The sequence below is a fragment of the Micromonospora jinlongensis genome, assembly GCF_013410645.1.
Lineage (GTDB): Bacteria > Actinomycetota > Actinomycetes > Mycobacteriales > Micromonosporaceae > Micromonospora > Micromonospora zamorensis.
Window position 1 is genome coordinate 5,973,628 of record NZ_JACCHK010000001.1, and the last position, 13,401, is coordinate 5,987,028.

A 13,401-nucleotide genomic window follows, 5' to 3' on the forward strand; every position below is an offset into this window, starting at 1 on the left:
CTCAGTGCCCCCCTTCCGGCGGCGCCGCCGCCACCGACGTGACCGTCGCCACGATGTCATCGCTGACCAGCATGAACACCTGGTCACCCTCCTGTACGACGGTGGAGCCGGTGGGCAGCGTGCCGATGCCGAAGCGGATCAGGTAGGCCACCCGTGCGCCGGACGCCTCCTCCAGTGTGCGCACCGACCGGCCGATCCAGTCCTTGTGGACCGGCACCTCGACGATCGACACGGTGCTCGTGGGGTCGCGGAAGATCTCCACGTTGCCCTCCGGCACCAGGTGTCGCAGCATCCGGTCGGCGGTCCAGCGCACGGTCGCGACGGTGGGGATGCCCAGCCGCTCGTAGACCTGCGCCCGGCGCTGGTCGTAGATGCGGGCGGCGACCCGGGACACGCCGAACGTCTCGCGGGCCAACCGCGCCGAGATGATGTTGGAGTTGTCGCCGCTGGACACCGCCGCGAAGGCGTCCGCGCGCTCGATGCCGGCCTGTCGGAGAACCTCGCCGTCGAAGCCGGCCCCGGTCACCGTGATCCCGGCGAAGTCGGGGCCGAGCCGGCGGAACGCGTCGGCGTCCTGGTCGATCACCGCCACCGAGTGTCCCCGGGACTCCAGGCTGTGGGCGAGGGTCGACCCGACCCGGCCACATCCCATGATCACGACGTGCACGCTGTCCCTCCCAAGGTGCGTACCGCCCCCGCTTCCGGTGGCCTCCGAGTGCGAGCCTGCCACGTCCCGGTGGGAAGCGGGGACCGACCGTACCCCGTCGTCGTGAGCAGCCGTGATCGCCCACCCCCGCGTCCCCGTCGTGGTGGTCGTACCCTTGGCGTTCGTGGCCAGTCCCACCTCGCTGCTGAAGCGGCTTCTCCTCGGTCGACCGTTCCGGTCCGACCGGCTCCAGCACACCCTCCTGCCGAAGCGCATCGCGCTGCCCGTGTTCGCCTCCGACGCGCTGTCCAGCGTCGCGTACGCGCCCGACGAGATCCTGCTCACCCTCTCCATCGCCGGTGCCTCGGCGTTCCTGTTCTCCCCGTGGATCGCGCTGGCCGTGGTCGTGGTGATGCTGACCGTGGTGGCCAGCTACCGGCAGAACGTGCACGCCTATCCGTCCGGCGGCGGCGACTACGAGGTGGCCACCGTCAACCTGGGCCCGAAGTTCGGCGTCGGGGTGGCGAGCGCGCTGCTGGTCGACTACGTGCTCACGGTGGCGGTGTCGGTCTCCTCCGGGGTGGCCAACCTCGGCTCGGTGGTGCCGTTCGTGGCCACCCACAAGGTCCTGATCGCGGTGATCGCGGTGGTGGTGCTGACCGCTGTCAACCTGCGCGGGCTGCGCGAGTCGGGCACGGCGTTCGCCATCCCCACCTACGGTTTCGTGATCGTGATGCTCGGGATGCTGCTCACCGGGCTGTTCCGGGTCTTCGTGCTGGGCGACGACCTCCGTGCCCCGAGCGCCGACCTGGTGATCCAGGCCGAGCACAGCGTGACCGGGTTCGCGCTCATCTTCCTGCTCCTGCGGACGTTCAGCTCGGGCGCCGCCGCGCTCACCGGCGTGGAGGCGATCTCCAACGGTGTGCCGGCGTTCAAGGCGCCGAAGAGCCGCAACGCCGCCACCACCCTGCTGCTGCTCGGCACGATCTCGGTGAGCATGCTGGTCGGGATCATCTGGCTGGCCCGGCTGACCCACCTGCAGTTCGTCGAGGACCCGAGCCTCCAGATCGTCTCCGGCCCCGAGGGGTACGTGCAGAAGACCGTCACCACCCAGCTCGGCGAGACGGTCTTCGGTTCCGGGTCGATCCTGCTCTACGTGCTGGCCGGGGTGACCGCCCTGATCCTGTTCCTGGCCGCCAACACCGCGTTCAACGGCTTCCCGGTGCTCGGCTCGATCCTCGCGCAGGACCGCTACCTGCCCCGCCAGTTCCACACCCGCGGCGACCGGCTGGCGTTCTCCAACGGCATCACCTTCCTCGCCCTCTTCGCGATCGTGCTGATCGTCGGCTTCCAGGCCGAGGTGACGAGGCTGATCCAGCTCTACATCGTCGGGGTCTTCGTCTCGTTCACCGTCTCCCAGGCCGGCATGATCCGGCACTGGAACCGGCACCTGCGGACCGAGCGGGACCCGGAGGCACGCCGCAAGATGTACCGGTCCCGGGCGATCAACACGTTCGGCATGGGCCTGACCGGCACGGTGCTGGTGATCGTCCTGGTCACGAAGTTCCTGCTCGGCGCCTGGATCGCGATCGCCGCGATGGCGGTGATCTACGTGCTGATGCTGGCCATCCGCCGGCACTACGACCGGATCGCCGTCGAGCTGACCCCGCCGGACGAGGGCCGGGCCGTGCTGCCCGCCCGCAACCACGCGATCGTGCTGGTCAGCAAACTGCACCAGCCGACGCTGCGGGCCATCGCCTACGCCCGGGCCACCCGGCCGGACACGCTGACCGCCGTGACCGTCAACGTGGACGAGAAGGACACCCGGGACCTGCAGGCCGACTGGGAGCGGCGGGAGATGGCCATCCCGCTCACCGTGGTCGACTCGCCGTACCGGGAGATCACCCGCCCGATCCTGGACTTCGTCGCCTCCACCCGCCGCAAGTCACCCCGCGACGTGGTCACCGTCTTCATCCCGGAGTACGTGGTGGGTCGCTGGTGGGAGAACCTGCTGCACAACCAGAGCGCCCTGCGCCTCAAGGGCCGGCTGCTCTTCGAACCGGGGGTGATGGTGGTCAGCGTGCCGTGGCAGCTCGCATCGACAGCGAGCAAGAACCTGGACCGGCTGGACGCCACGCTGTCCCGGACACCGGCACGGGGTCCACGCGGCACCGTGCCACCGCTGGTCTCCGCACCGCCGGTGGTTTCCACGCCGCCGCCGGGCGAGGGTGGCCCGGCGGACCGCGCAACGGAAGGGAACGGCCGTGACTGAGTCGGGCGGGCAGCGGACCGCGACAACCCCGGTGCCACCGGCACCCGAGCGTGGGTTGGCCGAGGCGGAACGGGTCGAGCTGACCGTCGACGCGGTCGCCCCCGGCGGGCACTGCGTGGCACGGGTGGACGGGCAGGTCGTCTTCGTCCGGCACGCGCTGCCCGGTGAACGGGTCATCGCCGAGGTCACCGAGGTGCACCGGGGGTTCGTCCGGGCCGACGCGGTGACGGTGCTGGACCCCTCACCGGACCGGGTCGAGCCGCCCTGCCCGTACGCCAGGCCGGGCGCGTGTGGTGGCTGCGACCTGCAACACGTCGCCCCGGGCGCGCAACTGGCCTGGAAGACCGCCGTGGTGCGCGAGCAGCTGGTCCGCCTCGGCGGGCTGACCGACGTCGAGCTGGACCAGCTCAACGTCCGGGTCGAGGCGCTGCCCGGTGGGCTGCTCGGCTGGCGCTCCCGGGTCCGGTACGCCGTGGACGGCGCGGACCGGGCCGGTCTGCTCAAGCACCGGTCGCACGAGGTGGTGCCGATCGACCGCTGCCGGATCGCCCACCCGGCCATCCAGCAGCTGCCGGTGCTCACCGAGCGCTGGCCGGCCGCCGAGGCGGTCGAGACGATCGCCAGCACCGGCGGGGACGTGACCGTCACGGAGATCCGCGACGGGGTGCCCACCCCGGTCAGCGGGCCGGCCGAGGTTCGCGAGGTGGCCGCCGGACGGGACTGGACGCTGCCCGCGTCCGCGTTCTGGCAGGTGCACCCGGCCGCGGCGGACACCCTCTGCACGGCGGTGCTGGACCTGCTGGACCCACAGCCGGGCGAGACCGGGTGGGACCTCTACGGCGGCGCGGGGCTGTTCGCCGCGGCCCTCGCCGGACGGGTCGGCGACGCCCGGATCACCCTGGTCGAGTCGAGCCGGGACGGGGTGGAGGCGGCCCGGGCCAACCTGGCCGACCTGCCCCAGATCGAGGTGGTCGCCGCCCGGGTCGAGACCGCGCTGACCCGCCGACGGATCACCGGCCCGGTCGACGTGGTGGTGCTCGACCCGCCGCGCTCCGGCGCGGGCGCCCAGGTGGTGCGCGACATCGTCGCCGCCGGCCCGCGAGCGGTCGCGTACGTGGCTTGTGACCCGGCGGCCTTCGCCCGGGACGTCCGCACCTTCACCGACCTCGGTTGGCGGCTGGCGGCGCTGCGGGGCTTCGACCTGTTCCCGATGACACAGCACGTCGAGCAGGTGGGGCTGCTGCTCCCGCCGGCCGGGCGTTGACCGGAAAGCCTCGTCCTCCGGCATGTCGGCCGGCCCACCTCGGCGGCCGCGGATCCGGCTCTGACCAGGGCTCAGCCGACCCGCACGGCTCGGGCCTCTCGGCCCAGGCTGCGGAGTACCGGGCGGCCGATAGACTCTCCGTTCATGAGTGTTGAAGAGGACACGGCCAACCACGGCCGGCTGCTGGGGACGGTACGCGGTCCGCAGGACGTCAAGCGGATGTCGGGCGAGGAGCTGGACGTCCTCGCCGCCGAGATCCGGGACTTCCTGATCGCCAAGGTCTCCCGCACCGGCGGGCACGTCGGGCCCAACCTCGGTGTGGTCGAGCTGACGCTGGCCATGCACCGCGTCTTCGACTCGCCCCGGGACCGGCTCCTGTTCGACACCGGCCACCAGGCGTACGTGCACAAGATCCTCACCGGGCGCCAGGCCGGCTTCGACAAGCTCCGTCAGCGCGGTGGCCTCTCCGGCTACCCCAGCCAGGCGGAGAGCGAGCACGACCTCATCGAGAACTCGCACGCCTCCACCGCGCTCTCCTACGCCGACGGCCTCGCCAAGGCGTACGCCCTGCGTGGTGAGGCCCGCAGCGTCGTGGCCGTGGTCGGCGACGGCGCGCTCACCGGTGGCATGTGCTGGGAGGCGCTGAACAACATCGCCACCGCCGGCAACTCCCTCGTGATCGTGGTCAACGACAACGGCCGGTCCTACTCGCCGACCATCGGCGGGCTGGCCGACCACCTCTCCTCGCTGCGGCTCAACCCCGGCTACGAGAAGGTCCTCGACACCGTCAAGGACGCCCTCGGCTCCACGCCGCTGGTCGGCAAGCCGATGTACGAGGTGCTGCACGCGGTCAAGAAGGGCATCAAGGACGCGGTCGCCCCGCAGGCCATGTTCGAGGACCTCGGCATCAAGTACGTGGGCCCGGTGGACGGGCACGACGTCACGGCGGTCGAGGCGGCGCTGCGCGCGGCCAAGAACTTCGGCGGCCCGGTGATCGTGCACGCGGTCACCCGCAAGGGCTACGGCTACCGCCCGGCCGAGGAGGACGAGGCGGACTGCCTGCACGGCCCGAGCAGCGCCTTCGACGTCGAGACCGGTGCGCTGCTGGCCGCCCCGTCGGTGAAGTGGACGCACGTCTTCGCCGACGAGCTGCTGGCCGTCGCCGACGAGCGGCCGGACGTGGTGGGCATCACCGCCGCGATGGCCGAGCCGACCGGCATCGCCAAGCTGGCCCGCAAGTACCCCGAGCGGGTGTACGACGTGGGCATCGCCGAGCAGCACGCCGCCACCTCGGCGGCCGGGCTGGCGCTCGGCGGTCTGCACCCGGTGGTCGCGGTCTACGCCACCTTCCTCAACCGCGCCTTCGACCAGGTCCTGCTGGACGTGGCGATGCACAAGCTGCCGGTGACCTTCGTGCTGGACCGGGCGGGCATCACCGGCCCGGACGGCCCCAGCCACTACGGCATCTGGGACATGTCGGTCTTCGGGGTGGTGCCCGGGCTGCGGATCGCCGCTCCCCGTGACGCCGCCACGCTGCGGGAGGAGCTGCGCGAGGCGGTGGCCGTCGACGACGGTCCCACCGTGGTGCGCTTCCCGACCGGCGCGGTCGCCGCGGACCTTCCGGCGCTGCGCCGGGTGGGCCCGGTCGACGTGTTGGCCGAGTCGGCGCGTACCGACGTGCTGCTGGTAGCTGTCGGCTCGTTCGGCCAGCTGGGCATGGAGGTGGCCGCCCGGGTCGCCGAGCAGGGCTACGGCGTCACCGTCGTCGACCCCCGCTGGGTGCGTCCGGTCCCGGCGGAGCTGGTCGACCTGGCCGCCCGCCACCGGCTCGTGGTCAGCGTCGAGGACGGCGTCCGGGTCGGCGGGGTGGGCGACGCGCTCGCCCAGGCCATGCGCGACGCCGACGTCCGGGTGCCGCTCAAGGACCTGGGCGTACCGGCCGAGTGGCACCCGCACGGCACCCGCGCGCAGATCCTCGCGGATCTGGGCCTGACCGCCCAGGACGTGGCGCGCAACGTGACCGGCTGGATCTCCGGCCTGGACGCCACCCCGGACCGCCTCACCCCCAGCGACGCGGCCGCACAGAACTGACAAACGACAACGGCGGGCGCCCCTCCCGGGGACGCCCGCCGTAGTCGTCCCCACGGGCGGGTCAGTTGGTTGGCTTCACCGAGCGGTAGTGGGTCTTGTCGGTGTTGGCGAGGCTGTAGGTCTGGGAACGCGACGGGCTGGGGATGACCGCCAGGCCGGGGCGTTCGACCAGCAGGGGAGTGCCCGGCGGAACGGACAGGGAGCTGTCCCGGGTGGCTCGCCAGCTCAGCACCACCAGCGGCTGACCGGGCACCGGCAACTGGTACGCCTGCAACGGGGTGGCCCGGTCGGCGGGTGAGACGACGGGTGCGCTCCCGTCGGCCGGTCGGTAGACCACAGCGGTCATCGCGCCGGCGTCGGTGTCCCAGGTGAGCTGCTGCAACTCGGCTGCCTCGCCACCGCCGAGGGCGACCTCGCCGAGCGAGCGGACGGTGAGCTTCGCCATCGGCCAGGACGTCGGCACCGAGCGCGGCGCGTCCCGGTCGCCGATCCGGCGGGGGATGCTGCCGAACGGGCCCCGGTCACCGGCCAGCACGCAGGTGTCCAGGCCGGTGAGCGCTTTCCGGCCGGTGCCGGACTCGTCGCGGACCAGCGGATAGCGCGGGTCGACGGTGCCGGTGCCCAGGTCGAGCAGCCGGTCCGCGGCCCGCCCGCGGGGCAGCGACTCGGTGGTCCGCAGGGTGGCGGTCACTCCGACCGCCGTGCAGGACGGCACGTCGACCGGCGCGCTGAGGCCGTCCGTGACGGGCAACGTCCGATCCTGTGGCCCGACCAGCGTCTGCACCCGCGCCGAGACCAGGTAGCGCCGGCCGGCGGCGGTCTGCACCGGCAGCACGTCGGAGTAGACGAGATAGCCCGGGTCGGTGTACTCGGCGGCGCGGGTCACCGCGTACCGGTCGCCGTCGCGGGTGAGTTGCAGCAGCCAGGAGGCGCTCTCGCCGGGCACGTCGGCGGCCACGAGTGCCACCGGCGCGCCGTCGACCCGGCCGGAGAAGAGGATGCCGGACGAGGGCAGGTGCGCGCGGTCATCGGCCGGTGACCGCCAGTCGCGAACCGTCCTGGTGACCGCTGCCGTCGCCGTGGCGTCCTCCGAGAGGTCGCCCCGGGGCGGCCACACGGCCAACGCGCCGTCCAGGCTGTCATAGCCGACCCGCAGATCCTGCGGCTTCCTCTCGGCCACCGGACCGCAGGCCGTGGCGGCCAGCAGCGCGCTGAGCAGGACGGGAAGCGCCCTGCCGTACCGACGGCCTGGAGTCACCTGGTCCGCCCCCGATCGCCTCGCCGTCGCTGTCGGAAAGCGCCATAGTACGAGATGTCCGGTGCGGGACCCCAGGTGGTCGCCGTCAGACCCACCACAATGGACGTCACCGGGGCTTTAGGGTGTTTTTGTTGCTCCGGTAGACTCCGCCGACTGTGACGCCTGCCGAGTCCCGCGCCCTGCCCGCGCCGCACCCGGAGGCCGCAGCCGGCCCCGACGAGATGGTGAGCCACCGCACACCGGTCGGCCTCTTCGCCGCCACTGCCCCCACCGAAGCACCGGCCGAGCCCGAAACACCGACGGACCCTCACGCGCCGTCGGAGCCCGAAGCACCGTCCAGGCCTGTGACGCCAGCGGACCCTCACGCGCCGGCGGAGGCCGCGGCAGTGGCCGACGGTGCGGAGGTCGTACCGACGCGGGCGTGGTGGCGTCGCTGGACCCGGCGACGGCAGCACCTCGCCGTGGGTGGCCTGTTCCTGCTCGCCGCGCTCTGGGTGACCAGTCGGATCTGGCTCGACCCGTCCGGTCGGGTGGCATCGCTCTACACCGGTGACCCGGCCCAGGTGCAGTTCTTCCTCGCCCACTCGGTACGCGTGGTGCTGCACGGCGAGTACCCGTTCTACACCGAGCAGTTCAACTACCCCGACGGCGTCAACCTGATGGCCAACACGGCCGTGCTGGCGCTGGGCATCCCGATGGTCCCGGTGACGCTGCTCTTCGGGCCGGCGGTCTCCTTCGTGGTGCTGGTGACGCTGGGCCTCGCCGGCACCGCCATGGCCTGGTACCTCATGCTCTCCCGCCACCTGGTGCGTACGCCGCTGGCGGCGGCGGTCGGGGGCTGGTTCTGCGGCTTCTCGCCCGCGATGCTGTCGCACGCCAGTTGGCACCCGAACATCATCAGCCAGTTCCTGCTGCCGTTCATCGTCTGGCGGGTGCTGGTGCTCACCCGGTCCCGCCGGCCGGTCCGGGACGGGGCGCTGCTCGCTCTGCTGGTCACCGTGCAGGCGTTCATCAACGAGGAGATTCTGCTCTTCACGGCGCTGGCCTGCGGGGTGTTCCTGCTGGCCGTGCTCGCGCAGGAACCCGCCCGCTGGTCGGCGGCCTGGCGACCCCTCGGCATCGGCGTGGTGACCTGCGCGCTGCTGGCCGGGGCGCTGCTGGCGTACCCCCTGTACGTGCAGTTCGCCGGGCCGATGGCCTACCACGGGCTCAGCGACGCGGTGAAGGACTACGGCAACGACATCGCCGCCTTCTTCGCCCCCGGCTCGCCCACCCTCGGCGGCAACCAGCGAGCCAACATCAACCTGGCGCCGAACTACTCGGAGGAGAACGCGTTCTTCGGCTGGAGCCTGTCCATGCTCGCCATCGGCATCGTGGTCTGGCTGCGCCGGGAGCTGATCGTCCGGGCGCTCGCGGTGACCGGCCTGTTCTTCGCCGTCCTGTCGCTCGGTGAGCGGGTCTCCTGGTGGGACCGTGAGCTGGTCAGCGGGCCGTGGCAGTTGCTGGTCCACCTGCCGCTGCTGGACGCGGTGGTGCCGACCCGGTTCGGTCTGATCACCAGTGTGGTGATCGGTCTGCTGCTCGCGCTCGCCGTCGAGCGGGCCTGGGCGTTGCGACCGGCCGACCGGCGCACCGTGCGGACGCTCACCGCGGCGGGCCTGGCGTTCGCGCTGCTGCCGATCGCTCCGATGCCACTGCGGATGGTCTCCCGACCGCCGGTGCCGGACTTCATCACGGCCGACCGCTGGCGGGCGTACGTCGGGCCGGACCAGACGCTGGTGCCGATCCCGGTGCCCAGTATGGGTAACACGCACGGCATGCGCTGGGCGGCGGCCACCAACCTCGACTTCAAGATCCCCGGTGGTTACTTCCTCGCCCCGCGCAACGGCAACACCGGTGACGCGGGTCGGTTCGGCGGCCGACCCAGCGGGGTGGGGCAGATGCTGGAGGAGGTGGCGACCACCGGGCGTACGCCGAAGCTCGACGACCGGCAACGCCGCCGCTTCGCCGACGAGCTGCGGCACTGGCGGGCCGCGATCCTGGTGCTGCCGCTCCGCCAGCAGAACGCCGAGCCACTGCGGCGTACCGTCGAGGATCTGGTCGGCCCCGGGCGCCAGGAGCTGGACGTCTGGGTGTGGGACGTCCGGGCGCTGACCGACCGTTCGGTCTGATGACCACCGGGACGACGTCCCCGGCCACCTCGCCCCCGGCGGTGGTGCGTACGTCCCGTCCGGGCTGGCTGCGGGACCTGCTGGTGGTGGTCGGCTATCTGGGTCTGGCCGCGGTGCTGACCAGCGCGCAGTGGGGCCAGCCGTGGCGGCTGTTCCACCAGGCGGGCGACCAGATCCTCTTCGAGTGGATGCTGGCCCACGCGGCGCAGGCCGTGGTCGCGGGGGGCAACCCGCTGCACAGTGCCGGGTTGAACGCGCCCGACGGGGTCAACCTGATGGCGAACACCTCGGTGCTCGGCCTGGGTGTCCCGTTGACCCCGGTCACCCTGCTCTTCGGCTCGCAGGTCGCGTTCTGCGTGGCGGCCGTCTGGTGCCTCGCCGGCACGGCCGCCGCCTGGTACGCGCTGCTGCGCCGACGGCTGGTCACCACCCGTTCCGCCGCCGCGGTCGGTGGGCTGATCTGCGGTTTCGCCCCGGGGATGATCGCCCAGGCGGGCGCGCACCTGCACATCGCCGCGCAGTTCCTGGTGCCCCCGATCCTCGCCCTGGTGTTCCGGCCCGCAGTGGACCCGGCGCACCGGCTCGTCGGCGTGTGGCGGCCCGGCATCGCCCTCGGGCTGCTGCTGGTCTGGCAGGTCTTCGTCGGCGAGGAGGTGCTGGTCTTCCTGGCGCTCGCGGCGGGGGTGTTCGCGCTGGGCTACGCGCTCGCCGACCGGGTGGCCGCCCGGCAGCTCGCCCCGGCCCTCCTCGGCCGGCTGGCGGTGGCGGCCGGGGTGGCGGCGGTGCCGCTGGCGTACCCGCTGTGGTTCCAGTTCCACGGCCCGCAGCACTACTCCGGGATGGCGTTCGCCACGCACGCCTTCCAGTTGGACGCCGCGTCGTTCACCGCGTCGGCCCGGCAGACCGTGCTCGGAGACGACTGGCTGCCGGGCCTGCTCTCGCCGAACCCGACCGAGGAGAACTCCTTCTTCGGCCCGGGGCTGCTGGTGCTCGCCGTGGTGATCGTGATCTGGCTGTGGCGACGGCCGCTGGTCCGCGCGCTGGCCGGCTGTGGGCTGGTGTTCGCGCTGCTCTCCCTCGGCACCGAGCTGCGGGTCGACGGCACCGCCACCGGCATTCCTGGGCCGTACCGGCTGGTCGCCGGGCTGCCCCTGCTCGACCTCGCGGTGCCGGCCCGGTTCGCGCTGGTCTGCGTACCGGTGCTGGGTGTGCTGGTGGCGCTCTCCCTGGACCGGGTGCGGGCGGCGCGCCGGCTGTCGGCCGCACCTGGACTGCCGGTGCGGCTGCTCTGGGCCGGCGCGGTGGCCGCCGCGTTGCTGCCCCTGGTCCCGACGCCGATCCGGGTGGTGCCGGTCACGCCGGTGCCGGGGTTCGTCGCCGACGGCGGGTGGCGTCCGCTGGTGCCGCCCGGCCGGACGGTGGTCGCCGTACCGCCGGTCACCGGCGCGGCGCAGAGCCCGGCGATGCTCTGGTCCGCCCGTACCGGTCTGGCGTTCCCCACGCCCGGCGGTTACTTCATCGGCCCGAGCGGCCCGGACGACCCGGCGGCCCGCTGGGGTGCTCCGGACCGGCCCACGTCGGTGCTGCTGCGGCGGGTCGCCGAGACCGGCACGGCGCCGGTGCTCACCGACACCGACCGCCGCCAGGCCGTCGAGGATCTACGGCACTGGCGGGCCGCCGTGGTGGTGCTCGGCCAGCTGACCAACGGCGACCCGGTCCGTCGGACCGTCGACGACCTGCTCGGACCGGGCCGGCCCGTCGACGGCGGGTGGATGTGGGACGTCCGGAACCAGGTCGACTGATCAGCTCACCAGGGCGCGGACGTCCCAGACCCAGACGTCGTCGACCCGCTGGGGCGGTCCGATCAGACCGGTGACCAGCTCGCGCAGCACCGCCTCGCGGGGGTGCGCCCCCAGCACCACCACCGACGCCCGCCAGAACCGCAGGTCCTCGACGGCCTGGCGACGGTTCTCGTCGGTGAGCACCGGGACCGCGTCCTTGTCCATGGTGGAGTAGATGAGGGTGCTGGTGGGCCGGTTCGGTGCGCCGAAGACACCCTCGCCCAGCTCGTTCGGCCCGATGAAGTAGCCGCCCGGGACGGGGAACTCCTGCCCGGTCAGCGCACTCCACCGCAGCGTCGGCAGGCCGTGCACGTTGCTCGGGATCGGCACCGGCACCAGCGTTCGACCCTCCGGCACGTACGGTCGCCACCCGCCCGCGCTGATGAAGTGCGGCGGCGGGTCGATCTGCTGGGCGGGCAGCGGCCGGGGAAAGAGCGGCAGCACGGCGAGGGCGACCGCCGCGTACCCCACCGGGCGCAGCCACCGGCGGCCCGCCGCGACCGGCGCGGGCGAGCTCGGCTCGTCGGACGTCGCCGGGGCCGCCTCGCCGACGCGCTGGGCCGGCACCCGTGGCTGGTCGGCCACCGGGCGCCCCTGCCGGTGCGCGGCGTCCCAGGTCAGCGCGAGCAGTACGCCCACCGCGGCGGCCACCACCAGCGTCAACCGGGTCGGCATCATCATCTCGACCAGCGGCAGGTCGTCCGGCACGTACGACCACGGGCCGCGCACACCGGTCTCGACGCCGTTGAACCGCACCCGGGGCCCGATCGACGCCACGGTGAAGACGACGATCAGCACGGCGGCGATCCGGGCCGGCAACGATCGGCGTACGAGCAGCACCAGGGCGACGACCGAGAGCAGCACCAGGGGCCAGCCGAACCAGGTGTTCTGCTCGGTCAGCCCGATCGTCTTCTCCACGGCCGGGTCGCCGGCCCAGGTGTCCCGGGCGAAGGTGACGAAGGCGACCAGGTCCTCGCCCCAGTTGTGGAAGACGCCACCCTGCAGACCCCGGTAGGACTGCGGGCCGTTGAACTGGAACCAGATCGGGTACGCGGCGAGCACCAGGGCCAGCCCACCGGCGACGCCGAGCCCGGCCAGGAACGTGCCGGCGGCGGCCCGGGTGGCCGCCGGGCGCTGCACGGCGTACGCCAGCACGACGACCAGGCAGGCCAGCGCGGTGAGGAGCAGCATCTCCTCGTTGATGAAGATCTGGTACGTCACCAGCGCCCCGAGCACCAACCCGTTGCGCCGCCACCGGCCGGCCTCGCCGAGGCGCAGCACCCGCACCACGATCAGCGGCAGCAGGAAGTTGGACACGAAGTTGGGCTGGCCGTTGGCGTGGTGGATGATTCCCGGCGCGAAGCCGAGGAACGCGCCGCCGACGAAGGCCGCCGCCCGGGAGCGCACCAGGTGGCGGGAGAGCATCCAGTAGCCGGTGCCGGCGGTGGCGGCCAGCGCCGCGCCGAGGTAGAGCGCGTACATCACCTGGGGGCCGAGCAGCATGGTCAGCGGGGCCAGCGGCAGGGTCACCCCGAGCAGCGAGGTGTTGGCCATCATGTTCACCCCGTCCGGGGCGTTCTGCTGGGCCGTGAACAGCGGGTTCTCCAGGTGCCGCACCGAGTACGCGCCGTGCGCGAACAGCCACTCGAACCAGCTGTGGTCGGTGGGCAGGTGCGAGGAGACCCGGCCGGTGACGTCACCCCAGTAGTTGAGGCAGACGAAGACGCCCAACAGGACATAGGCTCCGAGGGCCAACAGGTCGGCTCGGGCCGGGCGGCGTCGAGGCCGCCGTGTCGACTCGGCCTCGACCGGGTCGGCGTCGGTAAGGGGATTCAGCGAAGGGTCTACCACCGGCACA

The 13,401-nt window shown here is 72.7% G+C and carries 8 protein-coding genes; 5 read left to right on the forward strand and 3 right to left on the reverse strand.

Annotation, left to right across the window (positions count from 1 at the left end; all coding sequences use genetic code 11):
- Position 1 precedes the first annotated feature (1 nt).
- Positions 2–667 (reverse strand): NAD-binding protein, encoded by a 666-nt coding sequence (locus HNR22_RS26935; protein WP_179782702.1) that lies wholly within the window; start codon positions 665–667, stop codon positions 2–4.
- 163 nt (positions 668–830) lie between these two features.
- Here HNR22_RS26935 and HNR22_RS26940 point away from each other — a divergent pair, with 163 nt between their 5' ends.
- The 3 genes from HNR22_RS26940 (at position 831) to dxs (ending at position 6,273) form a co-directional block, all read left to right on the forward strand.
- Positions 831–2,918: an amino acid permease gene (locus HNR22_RS26940; protein WP_179782703.1), complete on the forward strand. Its 2,088-nt coding sequence runs from the start codon at positions 831–833 to the stop codon at positions 2,916–2,918.
- A 31-nt stretch (positions 2,919–2,949) separates the two neighbouring features.
- Positions 2,950–4,182, forward strand: coding sequence for a TRAM domain-containing protein (locus HNR22_RS26945; RefSeq protein ID WP_179783732.1), 1,233 nt, complete (start codon positions 2,950–2,952; stop codon positions 4,180–4,182).
- A 144-nt stretch (positions 4,183–4,326) separates the two neighbouring features.
- The gene (dxs, locus tag HNR22_RS26950; protein WP_179782704.1) at positions 4,327–6,273 is read left to right on the forward strand and encodes a 1-deoxy-D-xylulose-5-phosphate synthase; all 1,947 of its coding nucleotides are present in this window, start codon (positions 4,327–4,329) and stop codon (positions 6,271–6,273) included.
- Between the two features lie 61 nt (positions 6,274–6,334).
- On the opposite strand, the gene HNR22_RS26955 is transcribed toward dxs, so the two are convergent.
- Positions 6,335–7,531: a hypothetical protein gene (locus tag HNR22_RS26955; RefSeq protein WP_179782705.1), complete on the reverse strand. Its 1,197-nt coding sequence runs from the start codon at positions 7,529–7,531 to the stop codon at positions 6,335–6,337.
- Positions 7,532–7,686: 155 nt separating this feature from the next.
- Between HNR22_RS26955 and HNR22_RS26960 the strand changes: the two genes are divergently transcribed.
- A complete protein-coding gene (locus HNR22_RS26960) occupies positions 7,687–9,702 on the forward strand; it encodes a DUF6311 domain-containing protein (RefSeq protein ID WP_179782706.1) in 2,016 nt (671 codons plus the stop codon).
- A complete protein-coding gene (locus HNR22_RS26965) occupies positions 9,702–11,504 on the forward strand; it encodes a DUF6311 domain-containing protein (protein WP_218906737.1) in 1,803 nt (600 codons plus the stop codon). The genes HNR22_RS26960 and HNR22_RS26965 overlap by 1 nt, the downstream gene beginning before the upstream one ends.
- Here the strand turns inward: HNR22_RS26965 and HNR22_RS26970 are convergent, their stop codons facing one another.
- Complete coding sequence (locus HNR22_RS26970; protein ID WP_179783733.1) at positions 11,505–13,394, reverse strand: DUF6311 domain-containing protein; 1,890 nt, start codon at positions 13,392–13,394, stop codon at positions 11,505–11,507. It abuts the gene before it with no gap.
- Between the last annotated feature and the right edge of the window lie 7 nt (positions 13,395–13,401).

What these genes read in the sequence shown, in the direction of transcription:
- dxs (WP_179782704.1), top strand. Translation starts at nt 4,327, where the DNA reads ATGAGTGTTGAAGAGGACACGGCCAACCACGGCCGGCTGCTGGGGACG.
- HNR22_RS26965 (WP_218906737.1), top strand. Translation starts at nt 9,702, where the DNA reads ATGACCACCGGGACGACGTCCCCGGCCACCTCGCCCCCGGCGGTGGTG.